Annotated in this window: 20 protein-coding genes; 19 read left to right on the top strand and 1 reads right to left on the bottom strand. The window is 64.0% G+C overall.

Features of this window, described 5'->3' with window-relative positions:
* Positions 1-8 precede the first annotated feature (8 nt).
* Entirely contained in the window at positions 9-1,124 is a 1,116-nt protein-coding gene (locus tag ACYG9V_RS24385) for a cystathionine gamma-lyase (protein WP_352765073.1), read from the bottom strand.
* Between the two features lie 402 nt (positions 1,125-1,526).
* On the opposite strand from ACYG9V_RS24385, the gene mraZ reads away from it, so the two are divergent.
* From mraZ to recN, 19 genes are all read left to right on the top strand, one after another.
* Positions 1,527-2,000, top strand: coding sequence for a division/cell wall cluster transcriptional repressor MraZ (gene mraZ, locus ACYG9V_RS24380; RefSeq protein WP_352765075.1), 474 nt, complete (start codon positions 1,527-1,529; stop codon positions 1,998-2,000).
* Positions 1,997-3,013, top strand: coding sequence for a 16S rRNA (cytosine(1402)-N(4))-methyltransferase RsmH (gene rsmH / locus ACYG9V_RS24375; protein ID WP_352765077.1), 1,017 nt, complete (start codon positions 1,997-1,999; stop codon positions 3,011-3,013). The genes mraZ and rsmH overlap by 4 nt, the downstream gene beginning before the upstream one ends.
* A gap of 4 nt (positions 3,014-3,017) precedes the next feature.
* Positions 3,018-3,410 carry a cell division protein FtsL gene (gene ftsL / locus ACYG9V_RS24370; protein ID WP_023682142.1) on the top strand — a complete coding sequence of 131 codons (393 nt, stop codon included), beginning with the start codon at positions 3,018-3,020 and terminating at the stop codon, positions 3,408-3,410.
* A 14-nt stretch (positions 3,411-3,424) separates the two neighbouring features.
* Entirely contained in the window at positions 3,425-5,149 is a 1,725-nt protein-coding gene (locus ACYG9V_RS24365; RefSeq protein WP_023682141.1) for a peptidoglycan D,D-transpeptidase FtsI family protein, read from the top strand.
* A gap of 54 nt (positions 5,150-5,203) precedes the next feature.
* Positions 5,204-6,658, top strand: a complete 1,455-nt coding sequence (locus ACYG9V_RS24360) for a UDP-N-acetylmuramoyl-L-alanyl-D-glutamate--2,6-diaminopimelate ligase (RefSeq protein WP_352765078.1) — start codon at positions 5,204-5,206, stop codon at positions 6,656-6,658.
* Entirely contained in the window at positions 6,655-8,088 is a 1,434-nt protein-coding gene (locus ACYG9V_RS24355) for a UDP-N-acetylmuramoylalanyl-D-glutamyl-2,6-diaminopimelate--D-alanyl-D-alanine ligase (protein ID WP_352765080.1), read from the top strand. Before ACYG9V_RS24360 ends, ACYG9V_RS24355 begins: the two co-directional genes overlap by 4 nt.
* Before the next feature lie 18 nt (positions 8,089-8,106).
* A complete protein-coding gene (gene mraY, locus ACYG9V_RS24350) occupies positions 8,107-9,189 on the top strand; it encodes a phospho-N-acetylmuramoyl-pentapeptide-transferase (RefSeq protein WP_023668273.1) in 1,083 nt (360 codons plus the stop codon).
* Positions 9,190-9,197: 8 nt separating this feature from the next.
* A complete protein-coding gene (gene murD, locus ACYG9V_RS24345) occupies positions 9,198-10,598 on the top strand; it encodes a UDP-N-acetylmuramoyl-L-alanine--D-glutamate ligase (protein ID WP_023712435.1) in 1,401 nt (466 codons plus the stop codon).
* Entirely contained in the window at positions 10,598-11,749 is a 1,152-nt protein-coding gene (ftsW, locus tag ACYG9V_RS24340) for a putative lipid II flippase FtsW (protein ID WP_023668275.1), read from the top strand. The genes murD and ftsW overlap by 1 nt, the downstream gene beginning before the upstream one ends.
* A 1-nt stretch (position 11,750) precedes the next feature.
* Positions 11,751-12,875: an undecaprenyldiphospho-muramoylpentapeptide beta-N-acetylglucosaminyltransferase gene (gene murG / locus ACYG9V_RS24335; RefSeq protein WP_023733072.1), complete on the top strand. Its 1,125-nt coding sequence runs from the start codon at positions 11,751-11,753 to the stop codon at positions 12,873-12,875.
* Entirely contained in the window at positions 12,875-14,281 is a 1,407-nt protein-coding gene (gene murC, locus ACYG9V_RS24330; protein WP_352765082.1) for a UDP-N-acetylmuramate--L-alanine ligase, read from the top strand. Before murG ends, murC begins: the two co-directional genes overlap by 1 nt.
* On the top strand, positions 14,278-15,243 hold the full coding sequence (gene murB, locus ACYG9V_RS24325) for a UDP-N-acetylmuramate dehydrogenase (RefSeq protein WP_352626748.1): 966 nt from the start codon (positions 14,278-14,280) through the stop codon (positions 15,241-15,243). Before murC ends, murB begins: the two co-directional genes overlap by 4 nt.
* A gap of 303 nt (positions 15,244-15,546) precedes the next feature.
* Complete coding sequence (locus tag ACYG9V_RS24320) at positions 15,547-16,473, top strand: D-alanine--D-alanine ligase (protein WP_023668279.1); 927 nt, start codon at positions 15,547-15,549, stop codon at positions 16,471-16,473.
* Complete coding sequence (locus ACYG9V_RS24315) at positions 16,461-17,402, top strand: cell division protein FtsQ/DivIB (protein ID WP_352626747.1); 942 nt, start codon at positions 16,461-16,463, stop codon at positions 17,400-17,402. Before ACYG9V_RS24320 ends, ACYG9V_RS24315 begins: the two co-directional genes overlap by 13 nt.
* Positions 17,399-18,706, top strand: a complete 1,308-nt coding sequence (ftsA, locus tag ACYG9V_RS24310; protein ID WP_023682133.1) for a cell division protein FtsA — start codon at positions 17,399-17,401, stop codon at positions 18,704-18,706. Before ACYG9V_RS24315 ends, ftsA begins: the two co-directional genes overlap by 4 nt.
* 66 nt (positions 18,707-18,772) lie before the next feature.
* Positions 18,773-20,431 carry a cell division protein FtsZ gene (gene ftsZ / locus ACYG9V_RS24305; protein WP_023744605.1) on the top strand — a complete coding sequence of 553 codons (1,659 nt, stop codon included), beginning with the start codon at positions 18,773-18,775 and terminating at the stop codon, positions 20,429-20,431.
* A 271-nt stretch (positions 20,432-20,702) separates the two neighbouring features.
* Positions 20,703-21,650 carry a UDP-3-O-acyl-N-acetylglucosamine deacetylase gene (gene lpxC / locus ACYG9V_RS24300; RefSeq protein WP_023668283.1) on the top strand — a complete coding sequence of 316 codons (948 nt, stop codon included), beginning with the start codon at positions 20,703-20,705 and terminating at the stop codon, positions 21,648-21,650.
* 263 nt (positions 21,651-21,913) lie between these two features.
* Entirely contained in the window at positions 21,914-22,783 is an 870-nt protein-coding gene (locus ACYG9V_RS24295) for an outer membrane protein assembly factor BamD (RefSeq protein WP_023668284.1), read from the top strand.
* 218 nt (positions 22,784-23,001) lie between these two features.
* Positions 23,002-24,675 carry a DNA repair protein RecN gene (gene recN, locus ACYG9V_RS24290; RefSeq protein WP_023697015.1) on the top strand — a complete coding sequence of 558 codons (1,674 nt, stop codon included), beginning with the start codon at positions 23,002-23,004 and terminating at the stop codon, positions 24,673-24,675.
* The last annotated feature ends 24 nt before the right edge of the window (positions 24,676-24,699 follow it).

Genomic DNA, 24,699 nt, shown 5'->3' with positions numbered 1-24,699 from the left:
CCGCCAGCTCAGATGCCGATCTTGTCCAGCGATGCCTCGATCGCCTGCCAGAGTTCTTCCACCGGCTCGCAGCCCACCGACAGGCGCACGAAGCCGGGCGGAACCGAATCTCCTCGCTTGGCCCGCCGCTCGGCGGAGGTGTGGACACCCCCGAACGACGTTGCCGCCTGCATCAGCGTGCAGTTGTTGATGAAATCCTCGGCCTTCTCCTGGGAAGCGAGTTCGAAGGACACGAGGAAGCCGAAGCGCTCCATCTGCGCCCGGGCGAGGTTGTGCGACGGGTCGCCCTCCAGCCCGGGGTAGCGCAAGCCGCTAACGGCGCGATGGTTTTTCAGGCGCTTCGCGATCACCTCGGCAGAAGAACACATGCGGTCGAAGCGTACGTCCAGCGTCTCCAGGCCGCGATGCACCAGCCAAGCCTCGAACGGGCCGGGAATGCCGCCTGCGGTCTCGCGCCAGCCGGTGACGCCCGCGATGATGTCTGGATTGCGGCTGGCGACATGGCCGAACAGCACGTCGGAATGCCCGTTGGCCGCCTTGGTGTCGGCAGCAACGACGATGTCGGCGCCGAGATCGAGCGGGCGCTGGCCGAACGGCGTCATCGTGGTGTTGTCGACGACGACGATCGCGCCCGCTTGGTGCGCGACTTCGGCGACGGCTGTGATGTCGCAAATGTCCAAGCGCGGATTTGACGGGGTTTCAACGTAGACAAGGCGGTAGCCGTCGAAGCCGCCGTCGAGGAATGTAGCTGTCGGCCGCAGATCATAGGCGACGCCGAAGGGCTTGAGGAAACGTTCGGCCAGCGCGCGTGTGGCATGGTAGCCGTCCGAAGGCAAAAGCACGCGGTCGCCGGATTTCAACAGGCCGAAAAACACCGCCGAGATTGCCGCCATTCCTGAGGGGAAGCCGACGCATGGCGCGTCTTCGAGATGCGCCAGCATGTGCTCGACTGCATCCCAGGTGGCGTTGCTGTAGCGGCCGTACTGGCTGTAGCCGGCGCCGTCGCCCGGGTTGTGGAAAATAGCGGCCATGGTCAGCGGCAATGGGATGGGGTCGCCTTTGGCAAGTCCGTCGCGCCGCAGATGGGCAAGGGAGGCCGCGCGGGACCTTGCTGTTTCGGACATGGATTTCTGACCTTGTTGCTCAGCGAAAAGACTGACGACGCTATTCGCGGCAGTGATGCGCGGCAAGCCGCTTCCGCTTGGGCCAGCCCGCTCTAAACGGTTCGTTAGGCTTAATGGGAGATAAAGACGGGAGTGTTGTCAGAGCTGCTCTCACCGGTTGTGGCGCGCGCGTTTGTGAAGCCTGTTCCCGTTGACGCCCATAGTGCCCCATGATATCCCATTTCGATACCAAAGCCTTCGTTCCGCGTCAGGGTAAAGCGTACGCCAATCGGGCAGCCGCGGCGGCTGTGCGTTTGCGGGGTTTTGCCGCTGGGACCGAAGCGGATTTTCGGCAGGGGACGCGCTTCGGCGCGGACGAAAACATGGAGAGGGGTGCGGCGGCGGAAGCGGCTGCAGCGTGTCATGGACCGGTTTCTGTCAAGCGCGGTGAACAGGATCGATGCGAAGGGGCGGGTCTCCGTTCCGGCGCATTTCCGCGCGGTCGTGCAGAAGCGCGGCTATTCGGAACTCTATGCGCTGCGCGGCCTGGACGTGCCTGCGATGGATGTCGGCGGGCTCGATCTGCTCGACCGCTACGAGCAGCGCGTCGCGCTGGAAGACCCTTTTTTGCAGACGGCGGACGATATGTCGTTCTTCTGCCATGGCGACGGGACGTTCCTGAAGCTCGATCAGGATGGCCGCATCACGATGAGCGATTTCATCCGCGAGCATACGGGCATCACGAGCGAAGTGGCCTTTGTCGGCCGTGGCAATTTCTTTCAAGTTTGGGAGCCTGGACGGCTGGGCGCCTATGGGGCGCAGGCGCGCGCTCGGCTTTTGCAGCTTCGGCAGGGGACGAAGGCTCACGAGGCCAAGGCTGGGGAGCGGCCGGAATGATGGCGGATCACGGCGATGATCTCAGCGCCGTTGGCGGACCGGTCCGCCACATTCCGGTCCTCCTCGCCGAAGTGCTGGAGGCGCTCTCACCCAAAGAAGGCGATGTGATCGTCGACGGCACGTTCGGCGCCGGCGGCTACACCAAGGCGATCCTGGCGAGCGGCGCCTCGGTGGTGGCGATCGATCGCGATCCCGATGCGATTGCCGCCGGGCGCGGCCTGGAACAGCAATCCGGCGGCAGGCTGAGGCTGGTGCAGGCGCCGTTCTCGACGCTGGACGAACAGGTCGAAAGCGCCGACGGCGTTGTCCTCGACATCGGCATTTCCTCCATGCAGGTCGACCAGCCCGAGCGCGGCTTTTCGTTCCGCACGGACGGGCCGCTCGACATGCGCATGGCGCAGGCGGGTTTGAGTGCTGCCGACGTCGTCAATTCGTTCAAGATAGGCGACCTTGCCCGCATCTTCGGCTTCCTCGGCGAAGAGCGTAACGCCGGGCGCATTGCCCGCATGATCGAGAGCCGCCGCGAAAAACGGTTGTTTGAGCGTACGCTTGATCTCGCCGACGCCATCGAGACGCATATCGGCCGCGCGCCGAAGGACAAGATTCATCCGGCCACCCGCGTCTTCCAGGCGCTGCGCATTTTCGTCAATGACGAGCTGGGCGAATTGGCCAAAGCCCTAATGGCATCCGAGCGGGTATTGAAGCCCGGCGGGCGGCTTGCGGTGGTGACGTTCCATTCGCTGGAAGACCGCATCGTCAAGCGCTTCATCGCCGACCGCGCCGACGTCGCCACCGGCTCACGTCATTTGCCCGAGGCGCACGCGCGCACTGCGACCTTCCGCAAGGCCGGTGGCGGCGTGACGGCAGGCGATGCCGAGGTCGCTGCCAATCCGCGGGCGCGCTCGGCCAGGCTGCGTACCGCCATCCGCACCGAGGCGCCGGCGCGCGCCGGTGATCTCACCATTTTCGGCCTTCCAAAGCTTCCCGGCATCCAGGCGCCGCGAGAGAGGTGAATACGTGTTTCGAACCAGCGACATAGTCCTGATCGCCGTCATGGTCTCGGCCGCGGCCCTGACCTACAAGGCCAAGCGCGAGGCCGAGGAACAGCTGGCTTCGGTGCAGAAGATCGAGGCGCAGATCCGCTATGAGGAGGACACGATCGACCTGCTCAAGGCCGACTGGAGCCTGCTGACCCAGCCGTCGCGCCTGCAGAAGCTGGCTGAAATCTACAAATCGCAGCTCGCACTCGAGCCGGTCAATGCGCGGCAGATCGTCGGGCTCGACGACCTGCCGGCAAAACCGCTCAACATCGAGGACCTGTCGTCGCAGCGGCTTGGCGGCATGGCCGACAATTCCGGCAAAGGACCAGCCGACAAGGATCCCGTGGTCACCGGAGCCATCGTCCAATGATCGCTGGATTTCCAATGCGCGCCAAACTTCCGTCGGTCGGCAAATTGCTGAAGCGCCGCGCACGGACCGGCGAGGACGGCTCCATCGTGGTCGAAGGCGCGCGCAAGGCGACCGGCGGCAAGGCCAAGACCCGCATCGTGATGACGATGGCGGTGTTCTTCGGCATCTATTCGACCATCGCCGGGCGGCTGGTCTATCTCGGTTTCCAGTCCCCCGACATGTCGAATGGGCCGCAAAGCCGGGTGACGGCGTCGCGTCCCGACATCGTCGACCGCAACGGCGAGGTGCTGGCGACCGACATCAAGACGGCATCGCTGTTTGCCGAGCCGCGCCGCATCGTCGATGCCGACGAGGCGATCGAAAAGCTGTCGACCATTCTGCCAGATATCGACCCCGAGCAGACCTATCACAAGCTGAAAAGCGGCGCCGGCTTCGTCTGGCTGCAGCGGCAGCTGACGCCCAAGCAGCAGGCCGACATCATGCAGCTCGGCATTCCCGGCATCGGCTTTCGCACCGAAAAGCGCCGCTTCTATCCGGCCGGCGTGACCTCATCCTACATTGTCGGCCTCACCAACATCGACAATCAGGGCATCTCCGGCATGGAGAAATACATTGACGAGCAGGGCCTGAGCGACCTGCAGGCCTCAGGCTTGGCGATCGCCAAGGATCTGAAGCCGGTTCAGCTGTCGATCGACCTGCGCGTCCAGCATGTGGTGCGCGACGAGATTGCCGCCGGCCTCGAGCGCTATCGCGCCATGGGCGCAGGCGCCGTCGTGCTCAACATCAAGACCGGCGAAGTGGTGGCGATGGCCTCGGTGCCGGATTTCGATCCGAACAATCCCTTCAATGCGCAGGACAAGGACCGCCTGAACCGCATGTCGGCCGGCCTCTACGAGATGGGCTCGACCTTCAAGAGCTTTACCTCGGCCATGGCGCTCGATTCCGGCAAGGCGAACATGAACAGCCGTTTCGACGCCTCGCATCCTATCCGGGTCGGCCATCAGGCCATTCACGATTTCCACGGCAAGAACCGCGTGCTGTCATTGCCGGAGGTGTTCCTTTACTCCTCCAACATCGGATCGGCGCGTGAGGCCGAAATGGTCGGCATCGAGGGGCACCGCGAATTCCTGCATCGCCTTGGCCTTCTGGACAGGATGCAGACCGAACTGCCTGAGGTCGCGCGCCCGACCGAACCGAAGGTCTGGAAACAGGTCAACTCCTTCACCATCGCCTTCGGCCATGGCGTGTCGACGACGCCGCTGCAGGCCGCCGTCGGCTGCGCGGCGCTGATGCAGGGCTATTTGATCCCGCCGACTTTCCTGGTCCGCAGCGAGCAGGATGCCATGGCGGTGGCCAAGAGAGTGGTCAGCGAAAAGACTGTGGAGGGCATGCGCTACCTCTACACGCTCAATGCTGAGAAAGGCTCGGCCAGAAACGCCAGGGCCCCCGGCTACCGCGTTGGCGGCAAGACCGGAACCGCCGAGAAGGTGATCAATGGCCGCTACTCGAAGGAACTGAATTTCAACACCTTCGTCGCTGCCTTCCCGATGGACGATCCGCAATATCTGGTGTTTACGATCGCTGACGCTCCGCACCCGGAAAAGCCCGGGATGACCGACGTCGCCGCCAACAATGCGGGTGTCATGGCCGGAAACATCATCAGGCGGGCAGCCGCCATGCTTGGCGTGAAGCCAGATTTCAGCCATGAAAATGGCGCAACGCTGGTTTCCTATCAGTGATTCTTAGGGCGCGCCGGCAACTGCGCGCCATTTTGTTGAGATAAACGGGGTTCGATGCACCTGAGAGATTTAGCCGGTATCCTGCCTGTCGAGGGAACATCTTCCCGCGATGTGGAGGTAACCGGGATTTCGTCGGATTCCCGCACGGTCAAGACCGGCGTGGTCTTTTTCGCGCTCGCCGGCAGCAAGGCGGATGGTTCGGCCTATGCCGCCGATGCGGCAAAGCGCGGCGCAGCGGCGGTTGTCGTGGGCAAGGCCAGCGCCGTTTCCGGCCTGTCCGTCCCGGTGCTCAGCGTCGACGACCCACGCCTGGCGCTGGCGCTGAGCGCGGCACGTTTCTTCGGCAGCCAGCCGGAGACCATGGTCGCGGTTACCGGCACCGCAGGCAAGACCTCGGTCGCCGCCTTCACCAGGCAGATCTGGGAGCAGGCCGGCTTTGCCGCCGCGTCCATCGGCACCACCGGCGTGGTGGCGCCGGGCCGCAACGATTACGGTTCGTTGACCACACCCGATCCAGTGGCTTTGCACCAGTTGCTCAAGGAATTGGCGGAGGCCGGCGTCACCCATGCCTCGATGGAAGCCTCCAGCCACGGTCTCGACCAGCGCCGCCTCGATGGCGTCAAGCTCGCCGCGGGCGGCTTCACCAATCTCGGCCGCGACCATATGGACTATCATCCGACGGTCGAGGATTACCATCGCGCGAAATTGCGCCTGTTCGACACGCTGCTGCCGAAAGGCGCGCCGGCGGTCATCTTTGCCGACGATCCGTGGTCGGCGCCGACCATCCAGGCTGCGCAGGCCGCCGGGCTCAAGGTGCTGACGGTCGGCCGCCATGGCGATTTCCTGCGCCTGAAGCGGGTCGAGCACGAGCGCCACCGCCAGCGCGCCGAGGTCGAAGCCGACGGCGTGCTCTATGAGATCGACCTGCCGCTCGCCGGTGACTTCCAGATCGCCAATGCCCTGGTTTCGGCCGGGCTGGCCATTTCCACCGGAACGCCGGTCGCCAAAGCTTTGATGGCATTAGAGAAACTTCAGGGGGCACCTGGACGGCTCGACCTTGTCGGCGCCACCGCCAATGGCGCGCCCGTCTATGTCGACTATGCCCACAAGCCGGATGCGCTGGAACATGTGCTGGCCGCCGTGCGCCCGTTCACCACCGGCCGCGTCATCGTCGTGTTCGGCTGCGGCGGCGACCGCGACCGGGGCAAGCGGCCGATCATGGGCGGAATCGCCACGCGGCTCGCCGATGTCGTCATCGTCACCGACGACAATCCGCGCTCGGAAGTGCCGGAAACGATTCGTGCCGCGATCCTGGCAGCCGCACCCGGCGCCATTGAAATCGGCGACCGCCGCAAGGCGATCCACGAAGCGGTCGCCATGCTCAAAGCGGGCGATACGCTGATCGTTGCCGGCAAGGGCCATGAAGAGGGCCAGACCATCGGCGCCGAGACTTTTCCGTTCTCCGACCACGAAGAAGTCCGGTCGGCGCTGCGGGAGCGGGCCGCATGAGTGTGCTCTGGACTTCCGAGGCGCTGGTCGACGCCATTGGCGGTCGGCCGCTCGGGCCGATGCCGGAGGGAATTTCGGGGATCTCGATCGACAGCCGCAGCCTGCAGCCGGGCGACGCCTTCTTCGCCATCAAGGGCGAGGCGATGGACGGCCATGACTTCGCGACCGCGGCGATCAAGGCCGGCGCCGGCGTTCTGGTCGTCGCCGAGGGCAAATTGCCGTCGCTTGGGCGGCTGACGGCGCCGATGATCGTCGTGCAGGATGTGCTGGCAGCACTGGAGAAACTCGGTGTTGCCGCCCGCGCCCGTTCCAGCGCAAAAATCATCGCGGTGACCGGATCGGCCGGCAAGACCACCACCAAGGAGGCGCTGCGTCATGTGCTGTCGGCCGTCGGCACGGTGCATGCTTCGGCGCAGTCCTTCAACAATCATTGGGGCGTGCCGCTGACGCTGGCGCGCATGCCCGGCGATTGCGACTATGCGGTGTTCGAGATCGGCATGAACCATCCGGGCGAGATCCGGCCGCTGGTCAAGATGGTCCGGCCACATGTGGCCATCGTCACGATGATCGCCGCGGCGCATCTCGGCTTCTTTAGAAATCTCGACGAGATCGCCAAGGCCAAGGCCGAGATTTTTGAAGGCATCGAGCCCGGCGGTGCGGCCTTGCTCAACCGCGACGATGCGCGATGGAAGCTGCTCGACAAGATGGCGCGAGCCGCCGGCGTCGAACATGTCTTTGGCTTCGGCGAGAATGCACGGTCGACCTACAAGCTGACCAAATGCGAGCTGCATGCCGATGATTCCGACATCACCGCCAGGATCGGCGGGCAGGATGTGACGGCGCGCATCGGCGCGCCCGGCCGCCACATGGTACAGAACGTCCTGGCGGTGCTCGGCGCCGCGCATTTGGTTGAAGCCGACATCGGCAAGGTGGCCTTGGCACTGGCCGATCTGTCGGCCGAGCGTGGCCGTGGGAAGCGCCATATGCTTCGCCACCCCAAGGGACCGATCACACTGATCGACGAGAGCTACAACGCCAATCCGGCCTCGATGGCTGCTGCCATGGCGCTGCTCAACGCGACGCCTGTCACGGGCGAGGGCCGGCGCATCGCCGTGCTCGGCGACATGCTCGAGCTCGGCGACCATTCGGCCAAGCTCCATGCAGCCCTTGCCGAGTTGATCGTCGGCACCGGCACAAACACGGTCTTTCTCGGCGGTCCGGAAATGCAGGCGCTGGCAGACATCCTGCCCGACGAGATCAAAACGGAATACCGCGCCGGCGCCGAGGAATTGAAGCCGCTGCTGTTGTCGACGCTGAAGGCCGGCGACGTGGTGATGATCAAATCGTCGAAAGGCATCGGCTTTTCAAAGCTGGTCGAGGCCTTGCTCGGCAAATATCCGGCGGAAGCCGCAGGCACGAAACAGAACTAGTCCGGGGAACGGAATCGTATGTTTACATTGCTCGTCGATTTTGCGGACAAGGTCTCGGTCTTCAATGTCTTCCGCTACATAACTTTCCGCACCGGCGGTGCGCTGATCACCTCGGCGCTGATCGTCTTCATCTTCGGGCCGACCATCATCAATTCGCTTAGGCTGCGGCAAGGCAAGGGCCAGCCGATCCGCGCCGATGGCCCGCAGACGCATTTCAAGAAGGCCGGCACGCCGACGATGGGCGGGCTGATGATCCTGTGCGGCATCGTCGGCTCGTCGCTTCTATGGGCGAACCTCTCCTCGATCTATGTCTGGGTGGTGCTCTTGGTGACGCTGGGCTTCGGTTCGATCGGCTTTTACGACGACTATCTCAAGGTAACCAAGCAGTCGCATCTCGGCTTTTCCGGCAAGGCGCGGCTGGCGCTGGAATTCGTCATCGCCGGCATCGCCGCCTGGGCGATCATGCATAATGGCCAGGCGCCGTTCTCGTCGTCGCTGACCTTCCCCTTCGCCAAGGAATTCATCATCAATCTCGGCTGGTTCTTCGTGCCGTTCTCCTGCTTCGTCATTGTCGGCGCCGGCAATGCGGTGAATTTGACCGATGGCCTCGACGGGCTGGCGATCGTGCCGATCATGATTGCGGCGGCATCCTTCGGCGTCATCGCCTACCTCTCCGGCAATGCGGTGTTCGCCGAATATCTGCAGATCCATTTCGTGCCCGGCACCGGCGAGCTGGCTGTCGTGCTTGGCGCCGTCATCGGCGCCGGCCTCGGCTTCCTCTGGTTCAACGCGCCACCGGCGGCGATCTTCATGGGCGACACCGGTTCGCTGGCCATGGGTGGCCTGATCGGTACGGTCGCGGTCGCCACCAAGCACGAGATCGTGCTGGTCATTGTCGGCGGATTGTTTGTCGTGGAAATCCTGTCGGTCATCATTCAGGTCGGCTACTTCAAGATGACCGGCAAGCGCGTGTTCCTGATGGCGCCGATCCATCATCATTTCGAAAAGCTCGGCTGGACCGAAAGCCAGGTGGTGATCCGCTTCTGGATCATCGCCGTCATCCTGGCGCTGGTCGGCCTGTCGACCCTCAAGCTGAGATAGGAACCCGCTTGATCCCCGCCGCATCCTTTTCGGGCAAACGCGTTTCGCTCTTCGGGCTCGGTGGCTCGGGGATCGCCACGGCGCGCGCGCTGATCGAGGGCGGCGCCGACGTGCTTGCCTGGGACGACAATCCCGATAGCGTCGCCAAGGCTGCTGACCAAGGCATTGCGACCGCCGATCTGCGCGGCGCCGACTGGTCGAAATTCTCGGCCTTCGTGCTCTCGCCCGGCGTGCCGCTGACGCATCCCAAGCCGCACTGGACGGTGGAGTTGGCGCGTGGCTCCGGCGTCGAGGTGATCGGCGATATCGAATTGTTCTGCCGCGAGCGGATTGCGCGCGCGCCTGATGCGCCGTTCATCGCTATCACCGGCACCAACGGCAAGTCGACGACCACGGCGCTGACCGCGCATATCCTCAAATCGGCAGGGCGCGACACGCAGATGGGCGGCAATATCGGCCGGGCCATCATGACGCTCGATCCACCGCAGGCTGACCGGGACTATGTCGTCGAGTGTTCGTCCTACCAGATCGATCTCGCGCCCTCGATCAACCCGACGGCCGGCATCCTGCTCAACCTGACGCCCGACCATCTCGACCGCCACGGCACCATGCAGCATTACGCTTCGATCAAGGAGCGGCTGGTTGCCGGCAGCGAGACGGCGATCGTCGGCGTTGACGATTCCTGGTGCGCGCAGATCGCTGACCGGCTGGAGAGGGCGGGCCGGGAGGTGATCCGCATCTCCAAGCGGCTGCCGCTGACCGACGGTTATTTCGCAGACGGTTCCGATCTGATGGAAGCCGTCCATGGCCGCTACAGCCGCGTCGCCTTCCTCGAAGGCATCGGTTCGTTGCGCGGCCAGCACAATGCGCAGAACGCGCTTGCCGCTGTTGCCGCCTGCCTCAGGGTCGGCTTGAGCCTGGGCGAGATCCAGGCGGGACTGGAGAGCTTTCCAGGCCTCGCGCATCGCATGGAGCAGGTCGGACGCAAGGACCACGTGCTGTTTGTCAACGATTCCAAGGCGACCAATGCCGATGCGGCGGCACCCGCGCTGTCGAGTTTTTCGCGCATTTACTGGATCGCCGGCGGACTGCCCAAGGAAGGCGGCATCGAGCCGCTGCGCGGTTTTTTCCCACGCATCGCCAAGGCCTATCTGATCGGCGAGGCGGCGCCCGCGTTCTCGGCGACGCTCGGCGAAGCCGTGCCCTATGAAATCTCGGGCACCCTGGCCGCCGCGGTCGACCATGCCGCGAAAGACTCGGCCAAGGATGACAACGGCGAGGTGGTGGTGCTGCTGTCGCCGGCCTGCGCCAGTTTCGACCAGTTCAAGAATTTCGAAGTTCGCGGCGAAGCCTTCAGGCAAGCTGCGAATGCTATCGAGGGTGTCAAACCCATCGGAGGGGCACGATAATGCAAAGCCGTCTCGACAAAAGCCCGGTTGCAACCTGGTGGTGGACGATCGATCGCTGGTTCCTGGCGGCGTTCCTGTCGCTAATGGGGCTTGGCATCGTCTTGTCCTTTGCGGCAAGCCCGGCGGTGGCCGAACGCATCGGCCTCGATAGTTTCCACTTTGCCACCAGGCAGATCATCTTCACCGTGCCGGCGCTCGGCGTGATGCTGGCGGTCTCCTTCCTGGAATCGCGGCAGATCCGGCGCATGGCGCTGATCATCCTGGGCATCATGCTGGTGCTGATGGTGGCCGTGCTCTACATCGGCGTCGAGGTGAAGGGCGCGCGGCGCTGGGTGTCGTTTGTCGGCATGTCGATCCAGCCGTCGGAATTTCTGAAACCCGCCTTCGTCATCGTCTGCGCCTGGCTGTTCGCCGAACACAAGCGCCAGCCCGACATCCCCGGCAATTTGTTTGCCATGCTGCTGCTGATCCTGGTCATCTCGCTTCTGGTGGCGCAGCCCGATCTCGGCCAGACCATGCTGGTGACCGGCACTTGGGGCGTCATGTTCTTCATGGCCGGCCTGCCATGGCTATGGATCATCGCGCTTGGCGCCACCGGCGCCGGCGGCCTGTTTGCCGCCTATACGGTGTTCCCGCACGTCGCCGCCCGCATCGACAAATTCCTGACCGGCGAAGGCGACACGTTCCAGGTCGACATGGGCCGCGAGGCGCTGATCAACGGCCACTGGTTCGGCGTCGGCCCGGGCGAGGGCACGGTCAAGCGGGTCATTCCCGACGCGCATGCCGATTTCGTGTTTTCGGTCGCCGGCGAAGAGTTCGGGCTGATCATGTGCTTCTTCATCATGTCGATCTTCGCCTTCATCGTGCTGCGCGGCTTGAGCACGGCATTGAAGGAACATGATGATTTCACCCGCTACGCCGTCGGCGGTCTCGTCACCGTGTTCGGCCTGCAGTCGGTCATCAACATGTGCGTCAACCTGCAGCTGATGCCGGCCAAGGGCATGACGCTGCCTTTCATCTCCTATGGCGGCTCCTCGCAGATCGCCATTGCCATCTCGATGGGCATGGTGCTGGCGCTGACCCGCAAGCGACCGGAAAAGCGCAAGCAGATGGGCTTTGCCCTGTCGCAGCGCGCCCTGCCGGCGGAGTGATATGGCGCGGGGTGTGATCCTTCTCGCGGCTGGCGGAACCGGTGGACATCTGTTTCCGGCCGAGGCGCTGGCGCATGAGCTGATCGAGCGCGGCTGGGGCGTGCATCTGGCGACGGACGACCGCGCCGAGCGCTTTGCCGGCCATTTCCCGGCCGCCGCCATCCATCCGATCCAGTCGGCGACGATGGGCTCGAAAAACCCTGTCGCGCTGCTTGGCGCGTTCTGGAAGATCTGGCGCGGCGTGCGCCAAGCCTCCGCCGTCATCGCCAGGATCAAGCCTGATGCGGTCGTCGGCTTTGGCGGTTATCCGACCTTGCCACCGCTCTATGCCGCGACGCGGCGCAAGCTGCCGACGCTGATCCATGAGCAGAACGCAGTGATGGGCCGCGCCAACCGGGCGCTGTCCGGGCGCGTCGATGCCATCGCCGGCGGCTTCCTGCCGCAAGATGAAAGTGCCACAGGCGCCAAGACGGTGACGACAGGCAATCCGGTCAGGCCGCCAATCCTGGAGGCGGCAAAGACGCCCTATAAGGCATCCCAAGGGGCGGATCCGTTCAGGCTCCTGGTGTTCGGCGGCAGCCAGGGCGCGCAGTTCTTTTCCGATGCCATGCCGGCGGCGATCGCACTTCTGCCGGAGGCGCAGCGCAAGCGGCTGGTGATCACCCAGCAGGCCCGCGCCGACGACGTGGCGCGGGTGAAGGCCGGCTATGCGGCACTCGGCGTCCATGTCGAGGTCTCGCCCTTCTTCACCGATATGGCACAGCGCATGGGCGCGGCGCATCTGGTGATCTCGCGCTCCGGCGCCTCGACGGTTTCGGAGATCGCCGTCATCGGCCGGCCGGCGCTGCTGGTGCCTTATCCCTATGCGCTGGATCACGATCAGGCGGCGAACGCAGCCGCCCTTGCCGCGGCGGGCGGCGGCGAGGTGCATCCGCAATCGTCACTGTCGCCGGAGCGCATCGCGGCTCTCATTGGCGGGCTGATGGACACTCCCGAGCGGCTGACGGCCATGGCTGCCGGAGCGAAGTCGGCTGGCCGGCCGAACGCGGCACGGTTGCTCGCTGATCTCACAGAGGCTATTGCGTCCAGAAAAACCGTTTCGGATTTCAGGAAAGGGACGCATTGATGAAGATGCCGCAAACCATCGGCCTTGTGCATTTCGTCGGCATTGGCGGCATCGGCATGAGCGGCATCGCCGAGGTTCTGCACAATCTCGGCTACAAGGTGCAGGGTTCGGACCAGGCCGACAGCGCCAATGTCCAGCGGCTGCGCGACAAGGGCATCGAATGCTTTGTCGGCCACAAGGCCGAGAATATCGGCGCGGCCGAAGTGGTGGTCGTCTCCACCGCGATCAAGAAATCCAATCCCGAGCTGAAGGCCGCGCGGGAGAAGTTGCTCCCAATTGTCCGCCGCGCCGAAATGCTGGCCGAACTGATGCGCTTCCGCCAGGCGGTTGCGATCGGTGGCACGCATGGCAAGACAACAACCACGTCGATGGTGGCGACGCTGCTCGATGCCGGCGGGCTCGACCCGACGGTGATCAATGGCGGCATCATCAATGCCTATGGCACCAATGCCCGTATGGGCGATGGCGAGTGGATGGTGGTCGAAGCCGACGAAAGCGACGGCACCTTCCTCAAGCTGCCGGCCGAGATCGCCGTCGTCACAAACATCGATCCCGAGCATCTGGACCATTATGGCAGTTTCGACAAGGTGCGCGAGGCCTTCCGGCAATTCGTCGAGAACGTGCCGTTCTACGGTTTTGGCGTGATGTGCACCGACCATCCGGAAGTACAGGCGCTGGTCAGCCGCATCGAGGACCGCCGCGTCATCACCTATGGCGAGAACGCGCAGGCCGATGTGCGTTTCACCAACCACCGCATGGCCGGTGCCGTCTCGGCATTCGACGTGGTGATCCGCGACCGCAAGACCGGCGGCCAGACGACGATATCGGATCTGCGGCTGCCGATGCCCGGCCGCCACAACGTCTCCAACGCCACCGCCGCAATTGCGGTCGCGCATGAACTCGGCCTGTCGGCCGAAGCCATCAAGAAGGGGCTGTCGTCCTTTGCCGGCGTCAAGCGGCGCTTCACCCACACCGGCTCGTGGAACGGCGTCGACATCTTCGACGATTACGGCCACCACCCGGTCGAGATCACGGCGGTGTTGAAAGCGGCGCGCAGCGCCACCAAGGGCCGCGTCATCGCCATTGCGCAGCCGCACCGCTTCACCCGGCTGCACGATCTGTTCGACGAATTTTCGGTCTGTTTCAACGATGCCGACACGGTGATGGTGGCGCCGGTCTATGCGGCGGGCGAGGAGCCGATCGACGGCGTGACCTCGGAGGCGCTGGTGTCGCGCATCCGCTCCGGGGGCCATCGCGATGCGCGCTACGTCGAAACCCCTGCCGCGATTTCGCCCGTCATCCGCGCGTTGGCGAAACCGGGCGACTTCGTCATCTTCCTGGGCGCCGGCAACATCACCCAATGGGCCTATGCGCTGCCTGGGGAACTCGGCGGTACCGTCTCATGATGCGCGGCCAGGACCTGCTCGACAAACTTGGCGACCGGCTTGCCGGCCTGCGCGGCCGCATCACGCCCAATGCCGAGATGGACAAGATCACCTGGTTCCGCGCCGGCGGTCTGGCGGACGCCCTGTTCCAGCCGGCCGACGAGGAGGATCTGGCTGCCTTCCTGCGCGCCGTGCCGGAGGACATCCCGCTCACCATCGTCGGTGTCGGCTCCAACCTCCTGGTGCGCGACGGCGGCATTCCAGGTTTCGTCATCCGGCTTTCGGCCAAGGGCTTTGGCGAGGCCGAGGTGGTTTCGCCGACCGTCATCAAGGCCGGTGCTGCGACGCCCGACAAGCGCGTCGCAGCCGTCGCTTATGAGGCCGGTATTGGCGGCTTTCATTTCTATCACGGCATTCCCGGCGCCATCGGCGGGGCGCTGAGGATGAATGCCGGCGCCAATGGCGTCGAGACGCGGGAACGTGTCGTCGAGGTTCAGGCGCTCGACCGCAAGGGCAATCTCCACACCCTCAGCAATGAAGACATGGGCTATGCCTATCGTCACTCGGCCGCACCTGCCGGGCTGATCTTCACCTCCGCCGTTTTCGAAGGTGTTCTGGAAGACCAGGAGGCGATCAAGGCGGCTATGGACGCCGTCCAGACGCATCGCGAGACGGTGCAGCCGATCCGCGAGAAGACCGGCGGCTCGACCTTCAAGAATCCGGAAGGCACCTCGGCCTGGAAGGAAATCGACAAGGCCGGCTGCCGCGGGCTGATGATCGGCGGCGCGCAGATGTCGCCGATGCACTGCAACTTCATGATCAACACCGGAACAGCGACCGGATACGACCTCGAATATCTCGGCGAGACGGTGCGCGCCCGCGTGCTTGAAAATTCAGGCATCCGCCTGCAGTGGGAAATCAAGCGGCTCGGCAATTTCCGCCCCGGCCATGCCGTGCAGGAATTCCTTGGACAGCTTCTTTAGCGCAAGCTGAAGTTCATGTGATGCTTGAACTTCAAACGGTCTGAAACAACAGCGCCACCGTTGCTCCAAAGACTCACAACACGCTTTTTCCGGCCGTTTTCGCGGAAAGTGAATCTGTCGGAATCATAAGCACTTGCCAGCGAATCAACTCTCTGATTCTCTGCCTTAAAGCGTTTCCTGATTTGAGTCGTTCGACGCGTCGACCGCGTTTTCCGTCTGGGGGGGCAACCTGCCGGGAGACTCGGACTCAATCTGGTCGCTGAATGCGTGGTTGCGGGCCCGCCGTGAGAGGGATGACGGGATATGAAGAACAAGCATGTGGCTGTCCTCCTGGGCGGATTCTCGTCCGAGCGGCCCGTGTCTCTGTCTTCGGGAAAGGCGTGTGCGGATGCGCTTGAGAATGAAGGCTACCAGGTTACCCGCGTCGATGTTGCGCGCGATGTCGGCGCCGTGCTCACCGAACTCAAGCCCGATGTCGTCTTCAACGCACTGCACGGCCCGTTCGGTGAAGACGGCACCATCCAGGGCATCCTCGAATATCTGGCCATTCCCTACACCCATTCGGGCGTGCTCGCCTCGGCGCTCGCCATGAATAAGGAGCAAGCCAAGAAGGTCGCCAAGGCTGCCGGCATCGCGGTGGCGGAATCGAAGGTTGCCAGCCGCTTTGCCATCCAGAACAAGCATCCGATGAAGCCGCCCTACGTGGTCAAGCCGGTCAATGAAGGCTCAAGCTTCGGCGTCGTCATCGTGCATGAAGGGCAGTCGCATCCGCCGCAGGTCATCGGCTCGTCCGAATGGAAATATGGCGAGACCGTCATGGTCGAGCGCTACATCCATGGGCGCGAGCTGACCTGCGCCGTCATGGGCGACGTGGCGCTCGGCGTCTGCGAGATCATTCCGACCGGCCATTCCTTCTACGACTATGATTCAAAATACGTCGCCGGCGGATCAAAACACGAAATCCCTGCTAAAATTTCATCAAATATTTACCAAAAAATACAGACACTGGCACTCAAGGCACATCTGGCTATCGGCTGCCGGGGCGTTTCCCGATCGGACTTCCGCTATGACGACCGTCACTCCGAAAACGGCGAGATTGTCTGGCTCGAGATCAACACTCAGCCGGGCATGACGCCGACGTCTTTGGTGCCTGAAATCGCCGCCCAGGCCGGGCACTCGTTTGGCGAATTGTTGAGTTGGATGGTGGAGGACGCTTCGTGTCTGCGTTGAAATGGGGACAGGACAAGGGCAGGGGCGGCGCCGGGCCGGCGCTGTTCGGCATGTCGTTGTCGTTCGACCATTTCGTGCTGCCGCGCGTGCTGCGCCGGCCGGTGCGCGTGCTGGCGCGCCTGGGCGGCGGCGACTTCGTCGCGCCGCGCTTTTCCGCGGCTATCCTGTCGGCTTCGCTCATTGCATCAAGCAGCCTCTATGGCGCCATTCTCGGCGGTCATGCCGACGACATCGTCCAGAGCATCACCGCCCGGACCGGCTTTGCCGTCGACCAGATCAAGGTGGTCGGCAACCGCCAGACTTCGGAGATCGACATACTGGACCGGCTCGAGCTCGACGGCTGGACGTCACTGATCGGCTTCGATGCCGAGGCCGCGCGTGAACGTATTGATACCTTGCCCTGGGTCGAAGTGGCGGCGGTGCGCAAGGTCTATCCACATACGCTGGAAGTGCGTGTCGAGGAGCGCGAGCCCTTCGCGCTCTGGCAGCAGGGCGCGGAGCTTTCGGTCATCGAACGCTCCGGCGCGGTGATCGCGCCGTTCTCCGGCGGCAAGCAGGCGCTGCTGCCGCTGATCATCGGCACCGGCGCACCGGCCAAGGCGCCCGACTTCGTGGCCAAGATCAAGAAATTTCCCGAGCTCGCGGCTCGGGTCAAAGGCTATATCCGCATCGGCGAACGGCGTTGGGACCTGAAGCTGGAAAACGGCATCACGATCAAGCTGCCCGAGGATGGCGAGGATCAGGCGATTGCCGACCTGGTTCGGATGGACCACGACAACGGGCTTCTGACGCGGGACATCGCCGCCGTCGACATGCGCATCTCCGATCGCCTGGTGGTGCAGCTGACGCCGGAAGCGGCGACGCAGCGCCAGGCCGCGCTCAATGAAAAGCCGCAAAATCTGAAGCGCAAGTCGGGGACGAAGATATGAGCTGGCTTGGCGGCAACAGCGATGCCTCTTCGCGGCGTTCCGGCACGCTCACCGTGCTGGATGTCGGCTCGAGCAAGGTTTGCTGCGTGGTGGCGAAACTGAAGCCGCGCGAGGACGGCAAGCTGTTGCGCGGCCGCTCGCACCGCATCCAGGTAATCGGCATCGGCCACCAGAAATCGCAAGGCGTGAAGTCGGGCGTGGTCGTCGATCTCGACCGTGCGGAGCACGCCATTCGCCTGTCCGTCGACGCCGCCGAACGCATGGCGGGACTGACGGTGGATTCGCTGATCGTCAATATGACGGCGGGCCGGCTGAAGAGCGAAACCTATTCGGCCACGATCAATCTCGGTGGCCATCAGGCCGACGAAGCCGACATCAAGCGCGTGCTTGCCGCCGGCGCCAAGCAGGCGCTCAAGGCCGAACGCGACGTGATCCATTCGCTGCCCGTCGGCTTTTCGCTGGACTCCGAGCGCGGCGTGCGCGATCCGCGCGGCATGGTCGGCGACCAGCTCGGCGTCGATATGCATGTACTGACGGGCGATGCCGCGCCGCTGCGCAATCTGGAGCTCTGCATCAACCGCTCGCATCTTTCGGTCGAGCGCATGGTGGCGACGCCCTATGCCAGCGGGCTTGCGGCCCTGGTCGACGACGAACTGGAAATGGGTGCGGCCTGCATCGACATGGGCGGCGGCACGACGACCATCTCGGTGTTTTCGGAAGGCAAATTCGTCCACGCCGATGCCATTGCCATCGGCGGCAATCATGTGACGCTCGATATGGCCAAGGGCCTGTCGACCTCGCTCGACGCCGCGGAGCGGCTGAAGGTGATGCATGGTTCGGCGCTGCCTGGCAGTGCCGACGATCGCGACCTGGTCTCGATCCAGCCGATCGGCGAAGACGGCGAGATGCCGCTGCAGATCCCGCGCTCGGTGATGACGCGCGTCATCCGCGCCCGCATCGACGAGACGCTGGAACTGTTGCGCGACCGGCTGAACAAGTCGGGCTACGGCAATGCCGTGGGAAAACGCGTCGTGCTGACCGGCGGCGCCAGCCAGCTTGCGGGTCTCCCCGAGGCGGCGCGCCGCATTCTGGGACGCAATGTGCGCATCGGACGCCCGCTCGGCGTGGCGGGCCTGCCGGAAGCTGCCAAGGGGCCGGCTTTCTCGACGGCGGTCGGGCTGCTGATCTATCCGCAGATGGCGAGCTTCGAGAGCCATCCGGCGAAAGGAATTTCCGGTCTCAGGATGACCGGGACGGGCGGAAAACTGCATCGCATGAGTCAGTGGTTGAGAGACAGTTTCTAATTGACGGGGACAGCCCCATAGGCGGCCGCGGCGGCGAAGCGGCGGGAAAGGCAAAGGACGGAGACAATGACGATCAATCTGCAAAAGCCGGACATCACCGAGCTCAAGCCGCGGATCACCGTATTCGGTGTCGGCGGCGGCGGCGGCAATGCCGTCAACAACATGATCACCGCGGGCTTGCGCGGTGTCGAGTTCGTCGTGGCCAACACCGATGCACAGGCGCTGACCATGTCGAAGGCCGAGCGGCTGATCCAGCTCGGCGCGCATGTCACCGAGGGGCTCGGCGCCGGCTCGCAGCCTGAAGTGGGCCGTGCGGCGGCGGAAGAGTGCATCGATGAGATCATCGATCATCTCTCCAACACCCATATGTGCTTCGTCACCGCCGGTATGGGTGGCGGCACCGGAACCGGTGCGGCTCCCGTGGTTGCCCGCGCGGCGCGCGAACGGGGTATCCTCACCGTCGGCGTCGTCACCAAGCCGTTCCATTTCGAAGGCCAGCGCCGCATGAAGACGGCGGATCTCGGCATCGAGGAGCTGCAGAAATGTGTCGATACCCTGATCGTCATCCCCAACCAGAACCTGTTCCGGCTGGCCAATGACAAGACCACCTTTGCCGACGCCTTCGCCATGGCCGACCAGGTGCTCTACTCCGGTGTTGCCTGCATCACCGACCTGATGGTCAAGGAAGGTCTGATCAATCTCGACTTCGCCGACGTGCGTTCGGTGATGCGCGAAATGGGCAAGGCGATGATGGGCACCGGCGAAGCTTCGGGCGAGGGCCGCGCGATGGCCGCCGCCGAGGCGGCGATCGCCAATCCGTTGCTCGACGAGACCTCGATGAGGGGCGCCAAGGGCCTGCTGATCTCGATCACCGGCGGCCGCGACCTGACCCTGTTCGAAGTCGACGAGGCCGCGACCCGCATCCGCGAGGAAGTCGATCAGGACGCCAACATCATCCTCGGCGCCACCTTCGACGAGGAACTCGAAGGCGTCATCCGCGTCTCGGTGGTCGCCACCGGCATCGACAAATCGGCAGCTGAAATTGCCGCGGCGCCGATCTCGATCCGGGCCGTGCCGCCGCAGCAGAAGCCGGTCAGCCGCCCAGCGGCTTCGGGGGCGGAAGGCCGTCCGGCACCGGTCCAGCAGCAGACCTATGAGCAGCGCGCGGCCGATCCGGTGGCCGAGGCGATCCAGCTTGCCGAGGCCAATGCGGCGGCAATGGCTCGTCCGGCGCCGATGGCCCAGGCGGAAGATTTCCGCCCGCAGAGCAAGATCTTCCAGGCCCCGCCTGCCCAGCCGCAGCCTGTCGTGCAGCAGGTGATGCAACCGGCGCCGCTGCGGGAAATGCCGCAGCCGGTGGCTGCCGCACCGCAGCGCATGCCGCGGGTGGAGGATTTTCCGCCGGTGGTGCGGGCCGAGGTGGAAGCCAAGGGCCGTCCGGCCGACCATGAAAACAGCGGGCCGATGGGGCTGCTCAAGCGGCTGACCAACGGACTGACGCGCCGCGAAGAAGAGCCGGCCCGGTTGCAGCCGGCACAGCCGCGCGAACCGAAACTGCGCCAGGCGGCGCCGGAAATGCGCCGCCTTGCCAGCCAGGATCCGCAGCTTTACGCGCCGCGCCGCGGCCAGCTCGACGATCAGGGCCGGTTGACGCCGCAGACCAGGTCGACCCAGGAAGACGACCAGCTGGAGATACCGGCTTTCCTGCGCCGCCAGGCCAACTGAGCCGTTAACGGTATGTAACACTTGTTAACAGGCAGACGAGAGATTGTCTGCCTGTTAACGTTTAAAGGGGTTTAATAACAAGGCGTTACGATGTGACGCTCAAGGTCTGTCGCGGTTACACAGAGTAAGAAACCGTGATTTGGAGTCTCCCTGACAGACCATTATCTTTGCCGCAGCACTTTCGGTGTGCTGGGATTCGGGGAAGTGGCCCTGCCTGCCGATAAAAAAGAGCCGCGCCTTTTGGGTTAAAGCGGACTTAGGCGTTTGGGCTATGGGGTTTGTCTTGCAAGACTATCAGACGACACTGAAATCGCGTGCAACGCTGACCGGTACCGGCGTTCACAGCGGCAAACCGGTCACCGTCAATTTCCTCCCTGCGGACGCCGACACCGGCGTGCTCTTCCACCTTTCGAACGGAAGCGAGAGCCGCGAGTTCCGCGCGCTGGTTGCTGAAGTCGGCGCGACCGATCTCTGCACCATGCTCGGCGATCCGGCAGGCGAGCATATCGCCACCGTCGAACATCTGATGGCGACGCTTTTCGGGCTCGGCATCGACAACATCGTCATCGAGATCGACGGTCATGAGGTTCCGATCCTCGATGGCAGTGCGGTGGCGTTCGTGGAAGCCATCGACCAAGCCGGCATCGAGACGCTGGCGGTCAAGCGCCGCTACATCAGGGTGGTCAAGCCCGTCCGCATCGAGAATGGCGCGTCCTGGGCCGAGTTCAGGCCCTATAGCGGCACGCGCTTCGAGGTCGAGATCGATTTCGAAAGCCCGGCGATCGGCCGCCAGCTATTCGCCTCCGACATCAACCCCGACATCTTTCGCCAGGATATCGCGCGCGCCCGCACCTTCGGCTTCATGAAGGATGTCGAGCGGCTGTGGGCGGCCGGCTATGCGCTGGGCTCCTCGCTGGAGAACTCGCTGGTGATCGGCGACGACAACCGGGTGATCAACATGGGCGGCCTGCGCTACCCCAATGAGTTCGCTCGCCACAAGACGATGGACGCGATGGGCGATCTGGCGCTGGCCGGCGCCCGTTTCATCGGTTGCTTCCGCTCCTATCGCGGCGGTCACCGGATGAATGCGGCTGCTTTGCGGCGGCTTCTGTCCGACCGTTCGGCCTTCGAGGTCGTCGAGACCACGCGCCGCGAGCGCGGCCGCACCGCCGAGATGAGCGCCGTCACCGGCCCTGTCTTTGCGCCCTGGGTGATCTGATTCTTAACGATTTTCTGGCTTTCTGAACGCTGGCCGGTGTTGCACGAAAGCATCACCGGCCAGTGAAAGTGCGTAGCATTCGGGGCAACACCAAGCCGCCACAAAAATGTGCGATTGGCTAGACATAGCGTTGCTGGGCAAGGCAGTTATGGTTTATGGCTGCTGCCGTCTGTTAGGCGCATGTCGCTCAAAAGTGGGGATCAGTTTTGAGGGAACGCCATGCGAAAGGCATTGAACTAACGCCGAAAGGGCGCAATCCAATCATGTTCTTCAAGCGAGTTGGTCAATCGAAAGCGCCGTATCGGGCTGTTTTCCTGGCGCTTTCGGTGGTTGTGCCATCGCTCTTCCTCTCGGCCTGCATGTCGTCCGAGAAAGACGTCGACCTGTCGACCTATGTCGACCAGACCGAACCGGCCGACGTCCTTTACAATCAAGGCCTTGCCAATCTCAATGCCGGCCGCCTGGATGAGGCGAGCAAGAAGTTCGACGCCGTCGACCGCCAGCACCCCTATTCGGAATTCGCCCGCAAATCGATGGTGATGGGCGCCTTCGCCGACTATCGCGCCGGCCGTTATGACGAAGCGATCGGCTCGGCCAAGCGCTATCTCACGCTCTATCCGTCGACCGACGACGCGGCTTACGCCCAGTATATTATCGGGCTGAGCTACTACAAGCAGATCAAGGACGTCACCCAGGATCAGAAGGAAGCACGCCAGACCGTGCAGACGATGCAGGATCTGGTGACGCGCTGGCCGACGTCGGAATATGTCGACGACGCCAAGGAAAAGATCCGTTTCGCCAACGACCAGCTGGCCGGCAAAGAGATGCAGATCGGCCGCTATTATCTCGAGCGGCGCGAATACATTGCTGCCGTCAAGCGCTTCCGCAACGTTGTCGAGAACTATTCCAACACCCGCCATGTCGAAGAGGCGCTGGCGCGTCTGGCCGAAAGCTATTACGCCATGGGCTTGACCTCGGAAGCGCAAACCGCCGCTGCTGTGCTCGGCACCAATTATCCCGACAGCCAATGGTACAAGGATACCTACAAGCTGTTGCAGAGCAACGGGCTTGAGCCGCGCGAGAATGCCGGATCGTGGATATCCAAGGCCGGCAAGCTGATCACCGGCGCCTGACGCCCGAGCATCGACTGAGGCGGAACGCGCTTTTCGGATTGATCCGACGCTCAAACAAAAAGATAGTGCGGCGCTGCGACTCCATCGGTCGCATGCCGCTTCACAGCGGTTCAGTGGTTTGATTGAGGCGCTGAACCGTCCTAACTTTTTGTTCTACGCAATTCCGGACGGAAAACCGCTACGCACTTTTCCCGGAATTGCTTGAGGTCCGGGTTCTGATGCTTTCCAGACTGTCGATCCGCGATATCGTCCTGATCGAGAAGCTGGATATCGACTTCCAGCCCGGCCTTTCCGTGCTGACCGGTGAAACCGGCGCCGGCAAATCCATCCTTCTCGACGCGCTGTCGCTGGCGCTTGGCGCGCGCGGCGACGCCTCGCTGGTGCGCCACGGCGCGGCACAGGGCCAGGTCATTGCCGTCTTCGATGTGCCGCGCAACCACCCGGTGCGCGCGCTGCTGGCCGAAAACGCCATCGAGGATGACGGCGACATCATCCTGCGCCGGCTGCAGACCGCGGATGGCCGCACCCGTGTCTTCGTCAACGACCAGCCGTCCAGCGTCACCCTGATGCGCGACATCGGCCACGCGCTGGTCGAGATCCACGGCCAGCATGACGAGCGGGCTCTGGTCGATCCCGGCGCCCATCGCGAATTGCTGGACAGTTTTGGCGGCCATCTGGGCGCTGCCCGCGCGACCGGCGAGGCGTGGCGCTACTGGCGTGGCGCCGAGCAGGAGTTCGTCAGGCACCGCGCCAAGGTCGAGGCGGCGGCGCGCGAGGCCGATTATCTCAGGGCCTCGGTGGCGGAACTGGCAAAGCTCGATCCGCAGCCCGGCGAAGAGACGCAACTGGCCGAATTGCGCGCCACGATGATGCGGGCCGAAAAGATCGCCTCGGAAATACACGATGCGCAGGATGTGCTGTCAGGCCCGTCCTCGCCACTGCCGCAACTGGCCAGTTTGCTCCGGCGCCTGCAGCGCAAGGCCAGCGAAGCGCCGGGCCTGCTCGAGGATGTGGTGAAGTCGCTGGATGAGGCGATGCTGTCGCTGGATGCAGCGCAATCGGGCGTCGAGGCGGCACTGCGCGCTACCGAATACGACCCGCAGCGGCTGGAGAAGGCGGAGGAGCGGCTGTTTTCGCTGCGTGCGGCCTCACGCAAGCACAGTGTCGCTGTCGACGATCTGGCGCAACTGCGCGACACCATGTTGGCCGACCTTGCCGATCTCGATGCCGGCGAGGGGCGCCTGCATGTCCTGGAAAAGCAGGCCGCGGCGGCGCGCGAGGCCTACGATATCTCCGCAGCCCAGCTGTCCTCGCTTCGCCATGCCGCGGCGGTCGGGCTGACCAAGGCTGTCATGGCCGAGCTGCCAGCGCTGAAGCTGGAACGGGCCGAGTTCATCGTCGAACTGGCCAGCGATGGCGAGAACCGCATGGAAGAAGGCATCGACCAGGTCGAGTTCTGGGTGCGCACCAATCCCGGCACCAGGCCTGGGCCGATGATGAAGGTCGCCTCCGGCGGCGAGCTGTCGCGCTTCCTGCTGGCGCTCAAGGTGGCGCTGGCCGACCGTGGCTCGGCGCCGACATTGGTCTTCGACGAGATCGACACCGGCGTCGGCGGCGCCGTGGCCGATGCGATCGGCCAAAGGCTGGCCAGGCTGTCGAAGCGCGTGCAGGTGCTGTCGGTCACGCATGCTCCGCAAGTGGCGGCACGCGCGGCAACGCATTTCCTGATCTCCAAATCCGGCGGCTCGGACAAGGTCGCCACCGGCATCGCCGAAATGGACCGGGCGGCGCGCCAGGAAGAGATCGCGCGCATGCTGGCCGGCGCCACCATCACCGAAGAGGCGCGCGCAGCCGCCGAACGGCTGCTACGCGAGAATATTGCTGCAGCGTAGTCGTCGCAAGGCTTTCGGACTGAG

It is taken from the genome of Mesorhizobium sp. W016 (assembly GCF_054719485.1).
Note: the sequence above shows the minus strand (reverse complement) of the source record. Positions and strands in the feature narration are given on the sequence as shown.

Bases quoted from the DNA above. Each gene is read 5' to 3' on its own strand.
- murG (WP_023733072.1), top strand. From the start codon at position 11,751: ATGGCGCGGGGTGTGATCCTTCTCGCGGCTGGCGGAACCGGTGGACAT.
- lpxC (WP_023668283.1), top strand. From the start codon at position 20,703: ATGGGGTTTGTCTTGCAAGACTATCAGACGACACTGAAATCGCGTGCA.
- ftsA (WP_023682133.1), top strand. From the start codon at position 17,399: ATGAGCTGGCTTGGCGGCAACAGCGATGCCTCTTCGCGGCGTTCCGGC.
- ftsZ (WP_023744605.1), top strand. From the start codon at position 18,773: ATGACGATCAATCTGCAAAAGCCGGACATCACCGAGCTCAAGCCGCGG.
- mraZ (WP_352765075.1), top strand. From the start codon at position 1,527: ATGGACCGGTTTCTGTCAAGCGCGGTGAACAGGATCGATGCGAAGGGG.
- murB (WP_352626748.1), top strand. From the start codon at position 14,278: ATGATGCGCGGCCAGGACCTGCTCGACAAACTTGGCGACCGGCTTGCC.
- ftsW (WP_023668275.1), top strand. From the start codon at position 10,598: ATGCAAAGCCGTCTCGACAAAAGCCCGGTTGCAACCTGGTGGTGGACG.
- ACYG9V_RS24360 (WP_352765078.1), top strand. From the start codon at position 5,204: ATGCACCTGAGAGATTTAGCCGGTATCCTGCCTGTCGAGGGAACATCT.
- recN (WP_023697015.1), top strand. From the start codon at position 23,002: ATGCTTTCCAGACTGTCGATCCGCGATATCGTCCTGATCGAGAAGCTG.
- murC (WP_352765082.1), top strand. From the start codon at position 12,875: ATGAAGATGCCGCAAACCATCGGCCTTGTGCATTTCGTCGGCATTGGC.
- ACYG9V_RS24385 (WP_352765073.1), bottom strand. From the start codon at position 1,124: ATGTCCGAAACAGCAAGGTCCCGCGCGGCCTCCCTTGCCCATCTGCGG.
- ACYG9V_RS24295 (WP_023668284.1), top strand. From the start codon at position 21,914: ATGTTCTTCAAGCGAGTTGGTCAATCGAAAGCGCCGTATCGGGCTGTT.
- rsmH (WP_352765077.1), top strand. From the start codon at position 1,997: ATGATGGCGGATCACGGCGATGATCTCAGCGCCGTTGGCGGACCGGTC.
- ACYG9V_RS24320 (WP_023668279.1), top strand. From the start codon at position 15,547: ATGAAGAACAAGCATGTGGCTGTCCTCCTGGGCGGATTCTCGTCCGAG.
- mraY (WP_023668273.1), top strand. From the start codon at position 8,107: ATGTTTACATTGCTCGTCGATTTTGCGGACAAGGTCTCGGTCTTCAAT.
- ACYG9V_RS24355 (WP_352765080.1), top strand. From the start codon at position 6,655: ATGAGTGTGCTCTGGACTTCCGAGGCGCTGGTCGACGCCATTGGCGGT.
- ACYG9V_RS24365 (WP_023682141.1), top strand. From the start codon at position 3,425: ATGCGCGCCAAACTTCCGTCGGTCGGCAAATTGCTGAAGCGCCGCGCA.